Consider the following 20249-nt stretch of genomic DNA (forward strand, 5'->3'; position numbering starts at 1 on the left):
CGAGGAAGGAACAGAAATGGACATAAAAGTTGAAAAAAATGTCATATTAACTTTCATTGTCGGGTTTTCTCCTCTCGAGTAGACCCTTCACGTTGTCCAGTATGCTGTTCTTGGCGAAGACTATGACCTGACCCCTCTCCGGAAGCTTCGTGTCGCCGGACGGGATTATCAGGTTGCCCTTCTCGTCGTAAACGGCTATCATGAGGGCGTCCCTGGGCAGTTTGAGGTCGCGGACGTACTTGCCAGCTATCTCGCTGTTTTCGTCGATGGTGAAGCGGACTATCTCGGCGCCCTCCTTCGGGAAGAGGACGCGGTCAAAACCGGGAGTGACTATGTTCCTGCTTATGTACTCCGCAGCTATCTCCTCGGGACTGATGACGAAGTCGAAGTAGCGCTTGAGGTCGGTGACCTCCTCGAATATGCGCCTGTTCTTGGGGTTCCCCAGTCTGAGGGAGGTTTTCACCTTGGGATTCAGGTGCTTCGCCAGTATGCAGGCCAGCAGGTTGGCGTCGTCCTTGCCGGTCAGAGCCGCGAAGGCGTCCGCCTGCTTGATGTTGGCCTCCTCGAGGGTCTTCGGGTCGGTCGCGTCGCCCTCAATAACCAGGCCGTTGATGAGGAGGGAGAGCTCCTTGGCCCTCGCCTTGTCCATCTCGATTATGGTGACGTCGTGCCCCTCCTCCTCCAGCATCTTGGCCACGAGGTAGCCGACCCTTCCGGCACCCATTATCACGACGAACATCAGTCCTCACCGAGCAGGTATTTGGCTATTTCAGCGTAGGCCGGCCTGGTGATGAGGATTCCAATGAGGACGCCGAGTATCGTGGTGAAGGCAAATCCCTTGAGCGTTCCGACGAAGTAAACCAGCAGGAAGCTCATGGCCGCTATGGTCGTCGCCGCGGATGCGAAGATGACGAAGAACGCCCTTCCCATCCTCCTGAGAACGCTGGCGCGCCTGGTTATCCTCGTGGTCCTCTCGCCGCTTAGAAGCTCGTCGGTTATGACTATCTGCTGATCGACGCCGGTACCGATCGCCGCGATGATACCCGCGATGCTCGGGAGGTCGAGGTTCCAGTTTATGAGGGACGCGAAGCCGAGGATTATTATGACCTCAAAGAGGCTGGTGCTCGCGACTGGTATTGCGATCCTCCAGTTCCGGTAGTGGAAGTACACTATGAGGAGCACCGCTATCAGGGCGGCGAGGCCCGCGTAGAGGGCCTGCGTCCTGAAGCCCTCACCGAGGCGCGGGGATATGAACTCCATGCCGACGACGTTGAGCTTGACCGGGAGCGAACCGCTCTTGAGGACGGTGTAGATGGTGCTGGCCTCCTGCTCGGCGGTGAGTCTGTCCGGGGCGGTTCCAGTTATCTGAACGTCCTGCTGGGGTTCACCGACCGTGAGACCCTCTCCGAGCGAGTAGGGGCCGTAGAGACCAAGAACCCTGACTATGAGCGCGTGGTCGCTCTCGCCAGGGGCCCTAGGAACGTAGCGGACAGTGAGGTTCATTCCCTCCAGCTGGGTCTGCAGGTCCTGCGGGACATCGACGAGAACTATCTTATCCTTGCCCTCAGCGAGTTTGGCTATCTCATCGGCGCTCTGGTTGGCGTAGGCGACGACGGTTACGTTGAAGGCTTTACCGATCCTCTCCATGAGGGTCGGGGCGTTCGGAGCCTCGGCGTTGAATTCCGTGCTGTTCATGAGTTTGTAAACCGAGTCAGGCACCACCACCAGGGAGTTGACAGGGGGATCAAGGAACATGTCAACGGGCCAGCCCTTCTTACCGTAGGCGAGCTCGGCAAATTCCTCGGCGGCGGATTTTGAGATTCTGAACGGAACGGCCCAGCTGTTGTCGGGCTTTATCTGATATATTCCAACGTACTCAACGTCCTCACCGGTTCCGAACACGGTCCCGGTGAACTCCATGTAGAACACACCCTGGCTCTCGATGACGGACTTTATCTGGTTGGCCTCCTCTGTGGTGCTCACGTTAGCGACCTTGACAAGCACTATCTGGTCTCCCTGCGCCTCGACGGTTATGTCCCTAAGTCCAAGGGTGTTGAGCCTCTTTTGCAGTGAATCAACGACGAGCTGCATCGTATCACTGTCAACGGGGTGCTCCGTCTGAGCTACGAGGGCAACACCACCGGATATGTCGATTCCATACGTCAGGGGCCTGAGGGCCAGGGTGGCCACCGAGCCCACGAGGAACAGGATGAGCAGGATTACCCTCCAGTTGAGAAGGAGATTCCTGGTTCTTCTCTTCATTCGCTACCACCCCTTGCCGGGTTTGAGAGGTACCACTTCAGCACGCCGGCGTTAAGAACCCAGGTGTTCATGAAGTCTGCGAGCAGACCGAAGATGAGGACGATGGCTATGTTGTCGATGGTCTGGCTGGTGGAGATAATCCAGAGCACGAGCAGAGCACCGAGGGTGGTGGTGCTCATCGTGAATCCAGTGGAGACCGCGGCTAGGTAGGCCTCGTCCAGAGTGTCCTCCTTTCTTCTAAGGAGCTTGGTGGTCAGGAGGATGTTGCTGTCAACGGTGTAACCTATGAGCATGAGCAGAGCCGCTATCGTGGCCGTTGTCAGCTCGATGCCGAAGAGGCCCATGAGGGCGACGGCTATTGTCATGTCCGAAAGGGCAGAGAAGATTATAGTCATCGCCGGCACGAGGTTCCTGAAGAACAGGAAGACCACCACAGCCATTGCAAGGAACGCGAAGACGAGGGCCCTGATGCCCTGCTGCTGGGCGATTTTACCGAAGGTGGGCTGAACCTCGCTGTGGGTGTACTCCGCGTTGGGATAGTCGCTCTTCAGTATCTTTATTATCTCCGCGGGATCGGTACCGACGGGAGCGTAAACCCTGATGCCGCTGGTATCGACGCTGGTGAAGCTCTCGACCCTCACGTCCACTCCCAGCTGAGCGCTCAGGGTCTTGGCGAGCTCATCGGGGTTCGCATCGATTCCATAGGCGGTGACGACCACACCACCCTGGAGGTCTATTCCAAGCGTGGGGAAGTTGACCGCGAGCAGAATCAGAGCCGCGAGGAATACCACCAACGGGTACATGATCATCTTTTTGTATTCCATCTCGGCCAAAAATCCAAGCGTCTTTCGTTTCCTTGCCCTCACGGCATCGCCGGCCGTGGGCTTTGCCTTAGTTTTAGGCTTCGACATACCTTCACCCCGTCGTTAGTTTTTGCAAAACTTGTCGTTAGTTGGAAGCGCGGGTTTTAAAATTAGTGGTTCATGCCTGGAAATGACCAGCGATGAGCAGGCCAAACGGGGATGGAGAGGGGACTTAATTCATGAAATCGCCTTCAAATCGGGACTAGGCCCAATCCCCCAGGAGCTTTCGGAAAATTTCGATAACAGCCAGAACTTAACAGTTCAATGCATTCCAGGCCAATTCAGAGCAGTTCAACGGCAGAACGGCGCACCCATAGTTCCCCTCTCAAGGGCTTAACTTTAAAAAGGGTACGTAATAGGAGCAACAAGAGGTGAGAGACCATGAGCGAGATAGAGACCATCGGGTTCCACTACGTTGTTGAGGCCGCCGGTTGCGATCCCGAGATCCTGGGTGACGCTGACAGGATAAGGCAGATATTCCTGGAGGCAGCAAAGATAGGAAAGATGGAGGTCAAGTCAAGCTATTTCTTCAAGTTCTCCCCAACCGGTGTCAGCGGCGTCGTCATAGTCGCTGAAAGCCACATCTCAGTTCACACCTGGCCCGAGAGGGGCTACGCCGCTCTGGACGTCTACACCTGCGGCACCAAGGCAGATCCGGAGAAGGCCGTCGACTACATACTCGAGCAGTTCAAGGCCAAATACGCCCACGTCTCCGAGATAAAGCGCGGAATAGAGGAGGACGACAACACCTACACCCACATGATAATGACGTGGGAAGAGGCCCTCAGAAAGAACGGGAAGGAATAAGAGGCCTCACAGAAGCTTTTCTATCTCTTTTACCCTGTCCAGCGCGTCGTCAAGTATCTTCTTGACGTTCTCGAGCTTCGCTTGGAGCTCGCGGTTCTGCTCCTCGAGCTCCCTGACCCGCTCCCTGAGCTTCCCGCACTCCTCAAGCCCAGCAGGCCTGCCGCCTTCTGCAAGGACCTCGATGTTTCTGACCAGATCATCGAGCTGGCCCCTCTTTATGAGCTCGTAGGTCTCCCTAACGAGCTGACCTGCCTTGGTCTCGCCCTTGAGGTGCTTCCTTATCGTTGCCTCCGTCCTGCCGAGTTCCTCGGCGATTTCTCCAATAGTCATCCCCGCCTTCTCCCTCGCTATCGCTCCAGCCGCCACCGCAAGGCTGTCCACCCATGTCAGCCTCTCGGCCTGGTCTTTGATCAGCTCTATGACCTCCGGCCTGAAGAGCGTCGCGAAGAGCAGTATGCTCTCCAGCCTGTGTATCTCCTCCCTCCCCAGGGGGTTCAGCGGAACCTCCATCCTCTCACCCCCTTCCAGTTTTCACTCGAGCTCAACTACGGCCTTCCTCTTCAGCACCTTGTCGGGGTAAACCACTATTCCGCTGTCGGTTATCTCAAACGGGTGCCTCCTCATGCTGTGGCTAGTCCCGCGCATCTTCCAGACTATGAGTGAGCGCTTCAGCTCGCCGTCAATCTCGTCGAGGTCGAGCCTTATTATGCCATCAACGCCATGCTCAACGCCCGGCCCTCCAAAGCCGCGCTCACCGACGCTTATCTGGCTCACGAGTATGCTCGTAACACCAAGGCCAGCCAGAACGCGCTTGAGCTGCATGACGATGCTCCTCGCCATCGCGGGCTTGTTGATGTAGAGGGTAGTGACGGAGTCTACCACCACCCTCCTGGCGCCGATGTCCCGGATAGCCGTCCTCAGGACGTCTATGAACTCCCTGATATCCGTCAGGTCGTGGACGATGTACCTCTCGTACTCCTTGCTCTTTCCCACGCCCGCGGTGAACGCGTCCACCATCGCGAACAGGCCTTCCTCCTCATACTTCCTGACGTCCCAGCCGAAGCCCGCCATGTTTCCCCTGACCTGAAGGGGGTGCTCCTCCAGTGCCACGTATATGCCGGGCTCGCCGTTCTGAATGCCGCTCCACAGAAACTGCTGTGAGAATATCGTCTTACCAGTTCCAGGGCCGCCGCTCAGGAGAACGACGTTCCTCTCAGGGATTCCGCCGTGGAGAACCTCGTCCATCCCGGGGATGCCCGTTCTCACCCTCCCAACCATCGGGCATCACCCCTTTAGTTACTTTTTGTTATCAATTGGTTCATGGGGGCAAGACCTTAAAAAAGTTATGGTACGTAAGAAAAATCAGCGGTTCCGCCTTATGAACTCACCGATGTCGGTAACGTTCAGGATGAACTTCCTCCTGCTCTCAGGGTTTATCCTGCCGATACCCAGGATAACACCGTTATCGTCGTAAATCACCAGCTTCTTCGTCCCCTTCCAGTCGTACCGCCTCACGCCGCTCCTGGGCACGTCCTTACCGGTCGTGAAGAGGAATCCCGCCTTGGGGGTTAGAACGGCGTAGTTCTTCGCAACGTCAACGAAGTAGAAGAACTCGACGTTGGGGTAGAACTTCTCGACCAGGTTTTTGTCCACCTTTATCGTGCCCACGAAGGTTCCGTAGGCGTAGGGCTTGATGGGCATCCCCTCAATCTCTGCCCAGAGGGTTTCGTTTACCGCGTAGACGTCGCGGAATTTACCCTCAACCACTGCAAAGAGGTGGTGCCTGAGCTCGCCGTACTTCTCGGCCTCGCGGAGGATTAAGTCGTATTCCCAGGATGAGGCGCGTCTGTACCTGAGTTCCCTCTCCATGGTTTCAGCCTCGACACCGAGCTTAAAAGCTTAGCCCGTTGCGTTTGGGGGGCTGACGTTTTCGGGGTAGGCCACGATAACGGTAGCGTTCTCGGGGATTTCCCCTATGTGGACGTGAGCGTAGTAGTCCTCAACGACCCACTGTGCGGTAGAGGCGCTGACGATGGCGGATACGCCGAGGAGAAGCATCGCCACGAGCGAAAGCTTCCACGAAACCTCAATTCCACGGAAGAGGAGGAGCGTCCCGAGGAGGGACAGCGCCAGCCAGAGGGCAAAAATCGCCGGGAGCATGGGCGTCTCGTGAATGAACTCCGAGAGAACCGCGGCCGAGCCCAGCGCTCCAGCGCCGAAATACAAAAATCCAAGAAACCTTCCCCTGCGGACGTTGGAAGCGGAGAGGTAGTAGAGGGCCAGTATCCCGAAGGCAAAGTAGCCGAAGATAAGGAATGGCAGGGCCCAGGCCAGCTTTCCGTATAGGCTCGCAGGAATGACCACCGAGAACATGACCGCTGGAAAGCCGTAGAACACCAGGTTGATCCCCGCCTGAATGAGAAAGAGAGCGGGCAGCAGGTAGGACTTCCAGTTGGTCATGATAGACGTTTGCCCCCGCATGTATATTTACTTTTCCTTTCCCGAAGCCGCACCCATCACGACCGTGGGAAGGTTAGCCCTCGAGTTTATCTAGCAGCTCGGCGAACCCCGCCATGCCAGTTCTCTCGAACTCCCTCTCGAAGCGAAGGCCGAGCTCCGCTATCTCCTCGGGGGTTATCGTCGTCTCCGGCTCCGCCGCGTTTATCCCCGGGCAGCTCTCGTCGTAGTAGAGCCAGAACTTCTCACCCTTGTACTCAAAGGGCATCTCCCCCTCAACGCCGAGGGGCTTGCGGGAGACCATGAAAGGATAGATGCGGCAGATTATCGGGTTCGCGTCGTGAACACGGCACTTTCCGGTTTCCGGGTCGTGGAAGACGCAGCCCAGGTCCCACTCCCTCACCGCGAGGACGAAGCGTATCTTATCCCCCTCAACGGAGAACGTCACGAAGTCCTGGGGGTCGTGACCGGCCTTCGCTATTCTCTCCATATCATTCAGAGTTAGATAGATGTGCCTCCCCCTGCAGCAGTCGAGGCAGTAGAGACACCTGAAGGGCACCGGTTCCCTGAAGGGTCTGGGTTTGAATCTCATAGAACCACCTTCAAAAAACCGGTTAAAAATGCACCGGATGCTTCCGAAAACTATTCGACGAAATGTTTTTATGGGTTTGAAGTGTACACTACATTTGCAAAAAAAGTTTTGGAGGTAATACCCATGGATGAGATTAAAGAACCCGCCGGGGATGAGGAGAAGAAGCCAATGACCCCGGAGGAGTACAGGGAGGAAATGGCCGAGAAGCAGGTGGCCAGCCTGATGGCGCACTGGCAGTGGTATCTGGTTCTGGGAATCGTCCTGCTCGTTCTCGGTATCGTCGGTCTCGGCATACTGCCGTTCGTGACCCTTGCCAGCATCGCCGTCTTTGGAGTGTTCCTCATAATCGGCGGTGTCATCCTGATAGCAGTTGCACTGTTCACCAGCGGTGAGAGCGGGGGAACGCGGATATTCCAGCTCCTGCTGGCGGCACTCTACATAATAGCGGGAGCGGCAATGCTGGAGGAACCCCTTCTATCGGCCCAGATACTGACGTTCATACTGGGCGGCGCGTACTTCATCTTCGGTATCGTCAAGGTTCTCATGGGCTTCAAGACCGAAGGCGGGGGCATAGTGATCTTCTCGGGCGTCATCGACTTCTTCATAGGAGTCATGATACTCGCCAACTGGCCCGAGTGGAGCCCGTGGGTCATAGGAATCTTCGTGGCGATTGAGCTCATAGTCGCAGGTGCGAGCTTCATAGCGCTGTCCCTCGGGGCAAGGTCCATGAAGAACAAGCCCGAGACCCAGGCATGAGCCAAATGGAAGCGAGAGAAGCGAAAAAAACGAAACCTTCTCTCTTCCCCTCTTTTAACATCAGTCCTTTGGATACGCGGCCTTAAAGGCCCCCCAGTCGGACTTCGGGCCGTAGGTGACGGTGAAGTTAACCAGCTCGTAGTTCTGTGGAACCCCGTCCGGCTTGTAGAGTACCAGGTGGTAGGAGCCGTCGAGGTACCAGTAGGAGCCTGGAGGTATGCGGAAGGTGTATTTGGATATCGTGACCTCCCTAACGCATTCCGCCTTCCTGATGTACGCAGTTCCGCTCCACACGACCACGTCCATGCACCAGCCGGGGGTCTTGAGGTCAAGAACGACGTAGTCCCCGTAATCCTCGTCGCCCTTCAGAACCAGGTTGTTGTACAGGTCAACGGCGTTCTCCCATTCCATGCCGCCGAACGTTATGTTCTTCATGAGCAGCAGCTGCCCCTTGGGAGAGGCAACGCCGTACGGCACCGGGTTGTAGGATATTATCGGGTAGTACACTATGTAGAATATAACCAGCCCGAAGAGCGATGCCACGAGAAGAACCTTAAGACGAAAAGAGGTTTCGTAGGAGAGTTTCATAAAAAACCACCTCACGAGCTTTTAACAGACACTTTGAACGCCCCCCAATCCTTCTCTCCCCCGTAGGTCACGGTGAAGTTGACGAGCTCATGCCTCTGAACCGGGCCGTTCTTGTGGAAAACGAGGACGTATCCCGGCTCCAGGCTCCAGCGGGCTATCTCCTTCGCCTCGTGGGTCGGAACTCTGTTGAAGGCGTACTTGCTCAGCTGAAGCTCCCTCGCACAATCATACTTCCTCACCCAGCCGTTGGCCGAGCCTCCCCACGTCCACAGGTCAACGCACCACTGCGGCGTGGAGACCGCAATCGTGAGGGTCTCGTCCAGCTCATCACTTCCCCCGAGGACGAGGGCGTTGTTCTCGGCAGTGAACGGAACGGCGTTAGTGTAGTTGACCCCAGCGATGGAGAAGTTCTGGGCGAGCAGTATCTGGCCCCGGGGAGACTCCACTTTAAGCGGATCGACCTGGTGGGAGATGAGGGGGTAATATACTATCATGAATATAGCGATTCCAAAGATGAGAGCGAGGATGATAACCTTCACTCTGAAGGTAGTCTCATACGACATCCGGGGTTTACCACCCTTCACCATTTGGACGCACCTCGGCTCATACTTGTTCAGTGGTGCTTAAAAGTTTTACTGAAGAGAAAAGGTTTTCCTCAGAAACCGACGATAGAAATAAACTGAGGCCGAAGAGGTATAAACCACCGTTCAGGTGTTCAGGTGTCCATCGAAGTGTCCGCGGGTTTCGAAGTCAGCATAGCCCCTATCGAGCCGCTTTGCAACGTACGGCCCGTTCTTCCGGTAGCCGAACTTCCGGTAGTAGTTCCTGACGCCGACACCGCTTATGACGAGCATCTTCTTGACATCAAACTCCTCCCTCGCTATTCTCTCGGCCTCCGCAAGGAGCTCCCTTCCGTAACCGCGGTGCTGCCACTCGTACTTCGGCTTTCCGCCTATCGGCACGAGCGGCCCGTAAATGTGGAGCTCCCTAACTATCGCGGAGGGACAGCAATTTATCTCCTTCCTGTGGGCCTTCTCGCTCGGAATCCTGAGGCGGATGAAACCTATCAGGATGTCGTTCTTGACGTCCTCGAAGCTGAGGAAAATCTCCCTCCCGCCTGCCGCCTCGTAGTCCTCGCGGAGGAGTTTGATATGTTCGATCTCTGGCTGAACCCCAAACTTCTCCATCATGTGGCCAACTTCCCTGAACCTAATCTCCCTCGGCCTTATGCCGCGCTTGACCAGCTCGTTGAAGACGAGCTGACCGAGGTTGGAGTGCTTGACGCCGTCAACGATGAGCTGAACGGGTATATCGCGCTGGATTCTCATCACACGAACCCACTTCGGGAAGAGCTTGTATGCCTCGACGAGAAGCTCCACCGCCTCCTCCGTGCGGTAGGGGCGGTATTTACCCTCCTTCCACCAGCGGTAGAGGGGAGCATCGGCGGTAACCAGGGTGGGGTACACCTTCAGCATGTCCGGGCGGAAGCGGGGATCCTCGAAGATGGCGCGGAAGGTGTAGAGGTCGCGCTCAAAGTTGCTCCCCGGCAGGCCGGGCATTATGTGGTAGTTGATTTTAAGCCCCGCGTCGCGGAGGAGCTGTGTAGCTTTAACTATCTCCTCGACGCCGTGACCGCGCCTCGTCCTCTCATGGATGAAGTTGAATATGGTCTGCACTCCAAGCTCAACCCTCGTGGTTCCAAGCTTCAGCATCCTGTCTATGTGCCTCTCGAAGGCCCAGTCCGGGCGGGTTTCGATGGTAAGGCCTACCATCCTGACCTTAGCCCTCTCGTTCTTCCTCTGCTCGTCCTCGAGGTAGTAGTAGGGCTTTGAGTGGGTTTTCTCCCACGCCTCCTTGAACTTCGGATCCTCATCAAACACGGACTCATCCTTCTTCACTATCAGCCTGACGAGCTTCTCCTCAAGGTTCTCTATATCCTTAAAGTGTGGGAAGTCGTTCATCGCCTTGAAGGCGCACTTGACGAACCACTCTTGGTAGTCCAGATCAACGGCCGGGAAGGTTCCGCCCTGGATTATGACCTCCACCTTGTCCACGTCGTGCCCTATGTCTGTGAGCTGCTTTAACCTACGCATCATGATGATGTATGGATGATAGGCGCTCTGGACGGCCCTCAGGGCTGAGGGTTCTTTTCCGGTGTAGCTCTGGGGGGAGCCGACACTCGGCCCCCCTGGACAGTAGATGCAGCGCCCATGGGGACACGGGAAGGGTTTGGTCATCATGGCAACCACGGCGACGCCGCTTATCGTTCTCGTCGGCTTTCTCCTGAGCAGGTCCCTGAACTCCTCCCTCCTGTCCTCGGGGATGGCCTTGAGGATGTCCGAGTTACCGGGAATCTTCGAGAGATGATACTTCCTGGATACGGCTATCTTGTACCTGTTGAGCTCCTCACGGCTCTTTATCTCGCCTTTCATGACGGCCCTCGCGAGCTCCTCGACGGCCTTTCGGAAATCCTCACCCATCTCAACACCTCTCGGCTGGAGTTAAGGCTCGGTTTTAAAAGGGTTTGCCGGAAGGTTTATATTCACTTAGTGAATAATTCAGTTGGTGAATAGAATGCGCTTTGTAGACAGGGAGCGCGAGATGGAAGTTCTTGGGAGGGCCAGAAAACGCTCTCGGAGGAAGCTCTACACCCTCGCAATCTACGGCCTCAGGCGGGTAGGCAAAACAAGGCTTTTGAGGGAATTCTTGGGCGAGGACGACATTTACTTCTTCGTGAACCGGGGTAAGAGCTCCGTTTCGCTCCTCAGGGAGTACTCAGAGATTCTCAAGGAAAAGGGTGTCCTCTCAAAGAGGGAAACCATAACGAGCTGGAGTGACTTCTTCGAGGTGCTCTTCGAGAGATTTGAAGGGGTCGTAGCCTTTGACGAATTCCAGGACTTTAGGTTTGTTGATCCTGCCGTCTATCCAACACTCCAGAGGTGTATAGACGAGAACGAGGATAGGCCAATCCTGTTGATCTTCACAGGCTCAACCATTGGCATGGTGGAGAAACTCTTTAAGGACTCAAAAGAACCCCTCTACGGCAGGATTAAGCGAGAACTTCGCCTTGAACCGTTGAACATCAGGGGAAGTTATTTAATGGCCAAAGAGCTTGAAATAGAGAACCTAGATAGCTTCATGACGCTCTACGCCGTCTTCGGAGGTTTTCCCCGCTACTGGGTGGCGGTTGAAGATGAGGGACTTGAAGGCGAGAGCGCGGAAAGAATCCTTGAGGAGTTAATCTTCACGTACTCAGCACCGCTTGAGGAGGAAGTTCCAAGAATCCTCTCAATTGAGTTCGGCAAGCGCTCTGGGATTTATTATGATATTCTCGAGGCCATAGCCAACGGCTCAACATCGCCGAGTGAAATCGCGGGCTACCTGAACAGAAAGGAGACCTCTATAACGAGGCAACTACACGAACTTGTCGGCTATTTCAAGCTTGTTGACTACGACAGGGCAGTCCTCGGAAAGGGGGGAGTCCTCCACATAAAACATCCCTACCTCAACTTCTGGTTTCGATTCATCCAGCCAAGGCTCAGCGAGTACGAGGTAAACAGGGAAAAGCTTTGGGAAAATGTCCTCCACAAACTTCCAGACTACGTTGGTCAGAGGTTCGACTTCGCCTGCAGGGAGCTTGTGAGACTCGCCGAAGAAAGAGGCCTCATCCCCCTCGAAGTCTCAAAGATTGGGAGGCACTGGGGGTACTACAGAGAAGAAGGAAAGAGAAGGGTATACGAGATCGATATCGTCGCACTCGACGCCGAGGGGAAAAGGGCACTCTTTGGCGAGTGCAAATGGAGGAAGAAGGCTATAAACACCAAAAAACTCGTTGAAGAACTGAAAAGAAAGGTAGAACTAACCGGATGGAAAGGAGAAAGTTACTATCTTGTAATCGGGAGAACGCTAAAGAACGTCCCGGAAAACGTTATAGCCCTTAACGAGGAAGACATCAAAAACCTGCTGGAGGGAAAGTTATGAACCGCGACGAGCTCGTTGCCTTCCTTGACGAATACCTCAACGTTCAGGCTTACCCCGACAAGTCGAGCAACGGCCTCCAGGTGGAGGGGAAGACGGAGGTCAAGAGGGTAGCGTTTGCAGTCGATACAACGCTAAGAACCATCGAGAGGGCCGCAAAGGCCGAGGCCGACATGCTCATCGTTCACCACGGCATGATATGGGGCGGCCTCGGCTACATCACGGGGATACATTACAAACGCCTTAAGGCCCTCATGGAGAGCGGGATAAACCTCTACGCCGCCCACCTGCCGTTAGATGCGCACCCAGAGGTCGGCAACAACGCCGAGCTGCTCCGCCTCCTAGGCATTGAGCCCCGGGGGCCCTTCGGCGAGTACAGGGGGCTCTCCGTCGGTTTCTGGGGAGAGTTTGAGGAGCCGCAACCGATAGAGAAGGTTGCACAGATTCTGGCCGAGAAGCTCGATACCACGGTCAAAACCTACAAGTTCGGGGCGAGGGAGATAAAAAAGGTCGGTGCCGTGAGCGGCGCCGGGGCCTTCGCACTTGAGGAGGCGCACAGAAAGGGAATCGACCTGCTCGTAACGGGCGAATTCACCCACGCGGATTATCTAACGGCCATCGACCTGCCCCAGAGCGTCCTCGTTGCCGGCCACTACAAGACCGAGACGCTCGGGGTTAAAGCGCTCATGGAGGTCGTGAGAACAAAGCTCGGGCTGGAAGTCTTCTTCATAGACGAGCCAACCGGGCTTTAACCGGATAAAAAAATTTAAATAACATCTGTTAAATAAGCCTTACACAATGACCAATGGGGAAGAAAATAAATATGGTGGGGTATCTATCCTACTCATAATTTCAACACTACTTTTTCAGCTAGTATTCACAGAAATCCATGACCAACAAAACAAAATATATGAAGTGAATACAACAATACACCTAGCTATGGTAGATAATACTTATAAAACAGCCCTCACTACAACCCTTTCAAAAATCAATGAGTCTCTGATAATAAAATCAATAATCCTAGAAGTGGCTATAATTTTGCTATTTAGTACGTATTTTTATTACTTGTTGTTTTATCTGCGTAATGACAATGATTACATAACCATCTCAATAACCATGCTAGTCCTTCTGAACGGATTTTTGTTCGCATTACTGACCTCGGATGTGACTAATACTATCCTTAGGGGAGTACCAACGGACAATTTATTTCTCACAGTTGAGTTCTTGATATTTATAGTATTACCTCTTACAATCTTACAAATCAGTGGCATTGATACTAAAAGACTCCTTGGAATACCCTCAAGAAAAGACGAAGCGTGGGTTTTTCTTTCAATATGGTGGGCAATTGCCATTATTGTGATATACCTGATGATTATTGGACCATACCTAGTCAATACTAAAGCAATAAACATTGTAATCCTGATATATCTTTTTGTGGGCCTTCCATTTTTAGCTACCAAGAAACAGTGGAAAAACATAGGTATTTCACTAATACCCAAGCAGAATATTGGTATTCATGTGAACTCAGACTTGATTTCATTTTTAGTTAGTACAAGCGTTATAGCTCTTCTTTGTTTAATCGTTGACATTATGGCAAATTTAGACTTCGTAGTGAAAATACTTAATATAATTTCCCGAGTATTTTCTCCATTATCCCAGCAAACCATCATTGTGGAAATTATAAAATTAGCATCTACCCACAAGGCATTAGCTATTGGAGCTATTGTTGGAGGGATAATTTATTTTGGATATTTACTGAGCCTATTTATTTTAAATAGCGAATGGACAGAAAGAGAGTTAGGTATCTACATCAGTATGTCAATTTTCTCATTATTAACCGTGTTTTACAACAAACTAACCGGTGGATCTCTGAAATGGTCGTCTTTGCTCATACTCTCCCTCAGTGGGTATGGGGTTGTAACATATTATACAATAAGAAAGATATTTGAATGGATTGATAAGAAATCTCAAAACATTCCCAAAGACAAATACCACTCATAAAACATGACAGTAATTTTTTTATCGCTTTTTATCTCCATTTTCAGGCCAAGCTCTTTGGCGTAGCTCTCGACCCAGCCGGGGCTAGTCCTGAAAGGTGTTACCACCCACAGCTCCGGAAACCCAGCCCTGTGGGCCTTAACAACGTCGTAGAGGAGCCTTTGAGGGAACCACTTAAAGGAAGCTTCAAGCTCTATCGCGAGGAGCTTCCGCTCGCCGTCGAGAATCGCTATGTCTATCCTCGTGCCGTCGGGCGTTCGGTATTCCGGAACCGCATTCAAGCCGAGCCCATCGGCGAGCGCGACGATCTCTCTCGTGAGGGTTTTGACTTTGATTTTGAACCACCTATAAGTGTACGAGGACATTAGTATAAAAGGTCAATCCCAAGAGCTGAAATCAATTCTCAAAAGTCTGAACCTGGCAAGCAACAGGAAGAATACCGCAAGGAAAGCAAAGACAAGAGAGGCCACGCTGGAGTTGATGGCTGGAGCAAACAGCAGGGCAAGGACAGGAATTCCAAGTAACGCACCTTTTTTAGTAAAAAGCCCGACAAGGAAAGTTAACGACGCAAGAAAGAACGCTACCCCAAAAGAAGCTCCAACAAATGGAAGCGAAATCGCAAAGAGAGCAGAAACTACCAGAAAACGCCGAATAATGTAGTCTCTTCCAACAGGCTTGCTGAGGAGTAAAACCGGATTCTCGGAGAGAACCTCCAGAGTTGCTAGGGGAAATAAGAAGAGCAGGACAAAGGATTTTAGGGTTCTCCAGAAGGGCAGAAGCATCAGGAATACAAAGACAACAAAGGCCCTCGAAGCCCATAGATTGGCCAGCTCCTTCCTGAACCACCACGGGAGAAAGGAAAGATAGAGGGACGGCGGAGAGGGCATTAGAAATTCCCTAGGCTCAAAGTGAAGGAAGATAACGAACGAAACGGCAGTAAAGAAGATAAAAAGTCCCATAGATAAACTCAGTCTGAACACAGCGTCCTTTTTGTCGCCTGTTTCCAAGGCCCTCGCGAAGAGTTCAAGCTGGGCTCCCGGGGAGAAGAAGACGTAGGTTGTGTATCGCTTTTCAAGTTCAGAAACCATTTTGTGATACTCGGTTCTCCTAGCATTGTAATCTTCCAAGCTATGGACATCTAACATTGTCTGTGCCTTTTCTTGGGCTTTCATCTGGACAATTCCCGGTGGAACAAAGGTCAAAATGAGGAACAGAACGATACCCACGAGGAAGGTTTTCCTAGGGTTCCTTAGAACCAACACGGTAACATAGCCAAGTGGGAGGAAAGGAAGGGCAAAGACTGAATAAAGGGCAGAAGTGGGGTTCAGAAAGGCAAACGGAGCCACTATAATAGATGCCACGATGATGTTTGAGAACAAAAGTCCCAGAAAAAGACCGGAGCGCCTGAATGGCTTTGAGAGAAAGAACCCAACCGTTACACCTAAATCCCTGGGAAACACCGTTGAGAATAGAAAGCCCACTATGAAGTATGGAATTACCGGGGACAGCTCTCCAAAGGCCATTGCTGCAAATAGAGCCACCACGAGCAAAAGGAGAAACTTCCCCCGAAATCTCAAGAGTTCAAGATGGATCAATGGGATTGAAACCCTAGGCACCATTTTAACCAACAGTTAGAAAGAAAAGAAAATTTAAAAACCTAACCCTCAGCCGAGCCTCTTCTTAACCTCCTCTATCGCCTCCTCGGCCTTCAGCGGGTTCTTTATTCTGCCCTGGGCAAGCTCTTTCCTTCCGCCGCCACCGCCGCCGGCGACACTCGTTACCGCCCTGGCCAGCTCCCCGGCCTTTACGTCCAGGCCGTCGCCAACCGCAACGACGAAGTGGCCCTCCCTGCTGATGAGAACTATAACCCTCTTCTCCTTCCTGAGCTTGTTTGCCGCCTCGCGAAGGTCGTCCATCGCGCCCTCAACGACGGCTCCGATGAACTCAACCTCCCCAACCTTCTCGACCTTCCCCTCGAGCTCGTAGACGAGGAGCTTGGCCAGCTCCTTCCTGAGCTTCTCGACCTCTTTCTTAGCCGCTTTCCACTCGTTGAAGAACCTCTCGGCGGTCTCCGGCACCTTCTCGGGCGGGACGCGGAAGACCTCGGCGGTCTTCTTGAGCAACCTCTCGGTCTCCTGCATCCAGTCAACAGCGGCCTCTCCGGCGGCGAAGATTATTCTCTCAACGCCGTCCTGTATGCGCTCGGTTCTCAGAATCTTGATCGGGCCCACGAGCCCGGTGTTCGGCAGGTGGGTTCCACCGCACGCCTGAACGTCCCAGTCCTCGATCTTGAGCACCCTGATGACCCTTCCCGGAACGACTCCACCCTGGTAAAGCCTGAAGCCGTACTTCATCTCGGCCTCGGTCCTCGGGAGCCACTCCCAGGTCACCTTCCTGTTCTCCATGACGACGCGGTTGGCGAGGCGCTCTATCTCCCTGAGCTCCTCCTCGCTTATGCGCTTGTAGTGGCTTATATCAAGCCTGGCCCAGTCGGTGTGGAGCTGTGAACCGGCCTGCCAGACGTGCTTTCCGAGAACCCTCACGAGGGCCCCCATGAGGACGTGGGTTCCCGTGTGGTGGCGCATGTGCTGTATTCTCCTGTCCCAGTCGATCCTTCCGTGAACCTTCGCGCCGGGTTTGAAGAGTTCCGGCCTCTCGACCCTGTGGAGGATGACCTTACCTATCTTCTGAACGTCCCTGACCTCAACCTTCTCCCCCTCAACCTCGAGCTCACCGAGGTCGCACGGCTGACCGCCGCCCTCGGGATAGAAGGCGGTCTGGTTGAGAATCACCCAGTCGTCTATGACCTTGAGAACCTCCGCATCGAACTCCTTCATGAACGGATCCTCGTAGTAGAGCGTCTTCGTGTCGGGGAGATCCTTGACCAGCTCGAAGTCAACGGCGTATTCAGCGGCGGTCTTCTTCTCCGTCTTCTCTGCCTCCTTGGCGACCAGCGTGTAGAAGTTGTCGGGGATCTCGACCTTTATACCTTCTTTCTGCGCCACCTCGGCCACTATCTCCGGCGTTAGTCCGTGGCTCTCGTAGAACAGAAGGAGCCTTTCGAGCGGAATCTCGTCCCTGCCGGCCTTCTTGAGCTTGGCCACCTCGCGCTTCACGAGGTCGCTTCCGCGCCTGAGGGTCTCCTGGTAGCGCTTCTCCTCGACGTTGATTATGTCCAGGATAACGTCTTCCATCTCCTTGAACTCAGGGTAGGTAGGCGAGAGCTCCTTGATGTGCATGGCGACGATTTCAGCGAGCGGTATCCCCAGACCGAGCTCGCGGAGGTGTCTTATGCTCTTTCTGATGAGAAGCCTCGCAAGGTAGCCGGCCTTAACGTTGGACGGGATAACGCCGTCGGCGAGCATGAATGTGAGCGCCTTGGTGTGGTCCGCTACAGCATATATCAGCTCGTAGGGTCTCACAGCCTTTGTAAGCTCCTCGACGCTTATTCCAACGCGTTTAGCGACTTGCTCGCGGAGGTACCTCAGGTCGCCCATGTCTTCTATGTCAAACATTCCGGCCAATCTGGAGTTCTCCATGAGGATGCGCTCGTCTATCTTTTCAACTCCCGCCATCCTCTTGAGCGGCTCGACGACGTAGCCGAGGACGGCGTCGTAGGCGGTGGGCGTTCCGTGGCTCATCCAGACGAGCCTCTCGAGGCCGTATCCGGTGTCAACAACGCGGGTCTCCATCGGGACGTAGTAGTCGCCCTTTATCTCGACAACCTGGGCGGGGTCGGCGTCCTTTGGCGCCTTCTTGTACTGCATGAAAACCAGCGTTGCCACCTCAAGACCGCGGTAGAGCACCTCAAAGGCCGGGCCCGCGTTCCCACCGCCGGCCCACGGGTTCTCCTTGAAGGTGATGTCCTCGGCCTTCATGCCCAGTTCCTTGGTGAAGAACTCGAAGGCCAGTTCCACGGTCTCGTCCATCCAGTAGATCGGCTTGCCCGGGTAGTTGAAGGCGTGGTGGGCCATCATCTCGAAAATCGTGAAGTGTCTGCCGGTTATTCCAACGTTGTCTATGTCGGTGAAGCGAATCGAGGGCTGGCTTATGGTGAGCGGGTTGGCCGGCGGGTCAGCTTCGCCGCTTATGACCCACGGCTGGAAGTCCATGATCGAAGCCCCGACGAGGAGAACGTCGTCCCTCCAGCGCGGAAGGACCGGGAAGCGCTTCACCCTCCCGTGGCCGTGCTTTTCGAAGAAGCTCAGGAACTTCTCGCGCATCTCCTCGAGGGTGTACTTCTTCGGTATCCCAGGCTTTCCAATGAACGAGTACTCGTCACACGGCGGGTCACCGCAGGTCTCCCTGTCCGGGTCGAGCGTCCAGAAGAATTTGCCGCACTTGGGGCACTGCTTCCTTATCCACCCCTCTTCCTTAAACATCCTCGTGGTCATGTCCATGCTCATTAGCCTCACCTCTTAAACTGAAGTAGAAAAGGGGGTTGGGCTATTAAGGTTTTCCTCAGTCCTTCGAATCGGGCCCGAGGTCCACATCCACGTCCTCGAACTGCTCCTCGTCGATGTATATCATGGGAATCTTAAGCTTCCGGAGAAACTCCACCAGCCGTTTCTCGCGCCGCTCCATCATCTCAATCCTGTGCCTCAGGCTTGCGTTCTCTATGGCGAGCCTGTTGGCCTCGTCCACCTTGAGGTTCAGCTGCATCCTCAGCTCTACAAGCTCATCCTCCAGCTCCCGGAGCGAGCGCTCCAGCCGGTCGATTTCCTCCAGGTACTCCCGACAGAGGCGTTCCCTTATCATCTCGGTCAGCCCCGCGAAACCTCCTCACCGATCAGGGGGCTCCAGACTCATCATCCCAATCACCCGAGGTAGGCGGAGGACGTTAAAAGGTTTCACCCGCTAAAGCTTTAAGGCGTATTCTCCTACGACCCCCCATGCGGTCAAAAATGTACCTCGCGGCAATACTGGTGGCAGCGATGCTCGTAACTTCTGGCTGCCTCGGAAGCACGTCAACCCTGGAAGCCACCGTGGAGAAAACCACGACCCTGGAAAAAACCAGAACGGTCACCGAAACCATCACCGTGACAGAAACCAAGTACATTGAGAACCGCAGCGTTGAAATGGAGCTCAGAAAGAACCTCACTGCCTGCATCGAGAACCTCCGGCTCCTGAACTCGACGTTGGCCCGGACGAGTGAGAGCCTTGAGGAGCTCAGCGCGAAGTACCGCGACTGCCTGCTGGAGGGGTCAAAAAAGGAGGAGAACGTTCCTCCTGCGAAACTGCTGGTGGATGACGCGTATTATAGGAGCCTCATCGAGGACATACGCGGTGCGCGAGAGAGCGTTTACGTCACCATGTTCCTCATGAAGTACGACCCCACCGACAGCTACGACCACGCCAACGACCTGATAAGGGCGCTGGTGGAGGCCAGGAAGAGGGGCGTGAGCGTCCACGTGATACTCGAAAACGGCATCGAGGACAACAGTGCCACCTACGACTACCTCCGCTCCAACGGGGTCGATGTGGTCTTTGATTCCTCCTCGGTAACCCTCCACACAAAGATGGTCGTGATAGACGGCAGGGTGGTTTACGTCGGAAGCCACAACTGGAGCGAGGCCGCGCTGGACTGGAATCACGAGGTGAGCGTTAGAATCGAGTCCCAGGAGATTGCGGAGTCGCTCTTGGAGTACTTCGAGGAGATTAAAAGGGGGCATTAGATCGATGAAAATGCTGGGTGGATTGAAGAGGGCATACTGGCGCTGGCGCTCCCGCTGCCCGTTCGTGAGGAAGCTCGAGGAGTGGAGGATGAAGAGGAAGGCGCGGGAGTTCAGGGTGGAGGTGAAGAAATAGGTTTTGCTGTTTCCCAAACTCTTTTCCACAAGACATTATTTTGATACACCTCCCACTGAGGCTTAAAAAGGGAGTGCTTCATGTCTCCCCATGCAGTTTTCCATTTTTTGTATACTATTTTTAATAGTAAGTAAAATGTG

The 20249-nt window shown here is 54.1% G+C and carries 22 protein-coding genes; 7 read left to right on the plus strand and 15 right to left on the minus strand.

The window, feature by feature from the left end:
* Positions 1 to 46: 46 nt before the first annotated feature.
* From GQS_RS06545 to GQS_RS06555, 3 genes are read right to left on the minus strand one after another with little or no spacing between them, the layout of a single operon-like run.
* Positions 47 to 739: a TrkA family potassium uptake protein gene (locus tag GQS_RS06545; protein WP_014012885.1), complete on the minus strand. Its 693-nt coding sequence runs from the start codon at positions 737 to 739 to the stop codon at positions 47 to 49.
* Positions 739 to 2262, minus strand: coding sequence for a preprotein translocase subunit SecD (locus GQS_RS06550; protein WP_014012886.1), 1524 nt, complete (start codon positions 2260 to 2262; stop codon positions 739 to 741). Before GQS_RS06550 ends, GQS_RS06545 begins: the two co-directional genes overlap by 1 nt.
* A complete protein-coding gene (locus GQS_RS06555; RefSeq protein WP_014012887.1) occupies positions 2259 to 3173 on the minus strand; it encodes a protein translocase subunit SecF in 915 nt (304 codons plus the stop codon). Before GQS_RS06555 ends, GQS_RS06550 begins: the two co-directional genes overlap by 4 nt.
* A 333-nt stretch (positions 3174 to 3506) precedes the next feature.
* Here GQS_RS06555 and speD point away from each other — a divergent pair, with 333 nt between their 5' ends.
* A complete protein-coding gene (gene speD / locus GQS_RS06560) occupies positions 3507 to 3932 on the plus strand; it encodes an adenosylmethionine decarboxylase (protein ID WP_014012888.1) in 426 nt (141 codons plus the stop codon).
* Positions 3933 to 3938: 6 nt separating this feature from the next.
* Here speD and GQS_RS06565 read toward each other — a convergent pair whose 3' ends face one another.
* The 5 genes from GQS_RS06565 to GQS_RS06585 all read right to left on the minus strand — a co-directional run bounded on the left by GQS_RS06565 (position 3939) and on the right by GQS_RS06585 (position 6981).
* Positions 3939 to 4442, minus strand: a complete 504-nt coding sequence (locus tag GQS_RS06565) for a hypothetical protein (protein ID WP_014012889.1) — start codon at positions 4440 to 4442, stop codon at positions 3939 to 3941.
* A gap of 21 nt (positions 4443 to 4463) precedes the next feature.
* Positions 4464 to 5210, minus strand: a complete 747-nt coding sequence (locus GQS_RS06570; protein WP_014012890.1) for a KaiC domain-containing protein — start codon at positions 5208 to 5210, stop codon at positions 4464 to 4466.
* Positions 5211 to 5294: 84 nt separating this feature from the next.
* The gene (locus GQS_RS06575; protein ID WP_014012891.1) at positions 5295 to 5801 is read right to left on the minus strand and encodes a PUA domain-containing protein; all 507 of its coding nucleotides are present in this window, start codon (positions 5799 to 5801) and stop codon (positions 5295 to 5297) included.
* A 30-nt stretch (positions 5802 to 5831) separates the two neighbouring features.
* On the minus strand, positions 5832 to 6392 hold the full coding sequence (locus GQS_RS06580; RefSeq protein ID WP_014012892.1) for a hypothetical protein: 561 nt from the start codon (positions 6390 to 6392) through the stop codon (positions 5832 to 5834).
* A gap of 73 nt (positions 6393 to 6465) precedes the next feature.
* A complete protein-coding gene (locus GQS_RS06585) occupies positions 6466 to 6981 on the minus strand; it encodes a YkgJ family cysteine cluster protein (protein ID WP_014012893.1) in 516 nt (171 codons plus the stop codon).
* Between the two features lie 123 nt (positions 6982 to 7104).
* On the opposite strand from GQS_RS06585, the gene GQS_RS06590 reads away from it, so the two are divergent.
* On the plus strand, positions 7105 to 7737 hold the full coding sequence (locus GQS_RS06590; protein ID WP_014012894.1) for an HdeD family acid-resistance protein: 633 nt from the start codon (positions 7105 to 7107) through the stop codon (positions 7735 to 7737).
* Between the two features lie 60 nt (positions 7738 to 7797).
* On the opposite strand, the gene GQS_RS06595 is transcribed toward GQS_RS06590, so the two are convergent.
* The 3 genes from GQS_RS06595 to GQS_RS06605 all read right to left on the minus strand — a co-directional run bounded on the left by GQS_RS06595 (position 7798) and on the right by GQS_RS06605 (position 10805).
* The gene (locus GQS_RS06595; protein WP_014012895.1) at positions 7798 to 8325 is read right to left on the minus strand and encodes a hypothetical protein; all 528 of its coding nucleotides are present in this window, start codon (positions 8323 to 8325) and stop codon (positions 7798 to 7800) included.
* An 11-nt stretch (positions 8326 to 8336) separates the two neighbouring features.
* Positions 8337 to 8888, minus strand: coding sequence for a hypothetical protein (locus GQS_RS06600; RefSeq protein WP_014012896.1), 552 nt, complete (start codon positions 8886 to 8888; stop codon positions 8337 to 8339).
* Positions 8889 to 9032: 144 nt separating this feature from the next.
* On the minus strand, positions 9033 to 10805 hold the full coding sequence (locus GQS_RS06605) for a tRNA uridine(34) 5-carboxymethylaminomethyl modification radical SAM/GNAT enzyme Elp3 (RefSeq protein ID WP_014012897.1): 1773 nt from the start codon (positions 10803 to 10805) through the stop codon (positions 9033 to 9035).
* A 94-nt stretch (positions 10806 to 10899) separates the two neighbouring features.
* Between GQS_RS06605 and GQS_RS06610 the strand changes: the two genes are divergently transcribed.
* Genes GQS_RS06610 through GQS_RS06620 form a run of 3 tightly spaced genes read left to right on the plus strand, consistent with a single transcriptional unit; the run spans position 10900 to position 14304 of the window.
* Entirely contained in the window at positions 10900 to 12306 is a 1407-nt protein-coding gene (locus GQS_RS06610) for an ATP-binding protein (RefSeq protein WP_014012898.1), read from the plus strand.
* Positions 12303 to 13055 (plus strand): Nif3-like dinuclear metal center hexameric protein, encoded by a 753-nt coding sequence (locus GQS_RS06615; RefSeq protein WP_014012899.1) that lies wholly within the window; start codon positions 12303 to 12305, stop codon positions 13053 to 13055. The genes GQS_RS06610 and GQS_RS06615 overlap by 4 nt, the downstream gene beginning before the upstream one ends.
* A 46-nt stretch (positions 13056 to 13101) precedes the next feature.
* Positions 13102 to 14304: a hypothetical protein gene (locus GQS_RS06620; RefSeq protein WP_148236375.1), complete on the plus strand. Its 1203-nt coding sequence runs from the start codon at positions 13102 to 13104 to the stop codon at positions 14302 to 14304.
* Here GQS_RS06620 and GQS_RS06625 read toward each other — a convergent pair.
* From GQS_RS06625 to GQS_RS06640, 4 genes are read right to left on the minus strand one after another with little or no spacing between them, the layout of a single operon-like run.
* Positions 14271 to 14666 (minus strand): hypothetical protein, encoded by a 396-nt coding sequence (locus GQS_RS06625; protein WP_014012901.1) that lies wholly within the window; start codon positions 14664 to 14666, stop codon positions 14271 to 14273. The two genes, GQS_RS06620 and GQS_RS06625, sit on opposite strands and share 34 nt — an antisense overlap.
* Positions 14667 to 14678: 12 nt before the next feature.
* The gene (locus GQS_RS06630; protein ID WP_148236376.1) at positions 14679 to 15929 is read right to left on the minus strand and encodes a hypothetical protein; all 1251 of its coding nucleotides are present in this window, start codon (positions 15927 to 15929) and stop codon (positions 14679 to 14681) included.
* A 36-nt stretch (positions 15930 to 15965) separates the two neighbouring features.
* Complete coding sequence (gene alaS, locus GQS_RS06635) at positions 15966 to 18707, minus strand: alanine--tRNA ligase (protein ID WP_014012903.1); 2742 nt, start codon at positions 18705 to 18707, stop codon at positions 15966 to 15968.
* Between the two features lie 55 nt (positions 18708 to 18762).
* Positions 18763 to 19059, minus strand: coding sequence for a hypothetical protein (locus GQS_RS06640; protein WP_014012904.1), 297 nt, complete (start codon positions 19057 to 19059; stop codon positions 18763 to 18765).
* A 134-nt stretch (positions 19060 to 19193) separates the two neighbouring features.
* Between GQS_RS06640 and GQS_RS06645 the strand changes: the two genes are divergently transcribed.
* Both GQS_RS06645 and GQS_RS11120 read left to right on the plus strand, forming a co-directional pair.
* Positions 19194 to 19976 carry a phospholipase D-like domain-containing protein gene (locus GQS_RS06645; protein ID WP_238515722.1) on the plus strand — a complete coding sequence of 261 codons (783 nt, stop codon included), beginning with the start codon at positions 19194 to 19196 and terminating at the stop codon, positions 19974 to 19976.
* Positions 19977 to 19980: 4 nt separating this feature from the next.
* The gene (locus GQS_RS11120; RefSeq protein WP_014012906.1) at positions 19981 to 20109 is read left to right on the plus strand and encodes a hypothetical protein; all 129 of its coding nucleotides are present in this window, start codon (positions 19981 to 19983) and stop codon (positions 20107 to 20109) included.
* Positions 20110 to 20249: the final 140 nt, after the last annotated feature.

Origin of the sequence: Thermococcus sp. 4557, from assembly GCF_000221185.1 — an archaeon.
GTDB lineage: Archaea > Methanobacteriota_B > Thermococci > Thermococcales > Thermococcaceae > Thermococcus.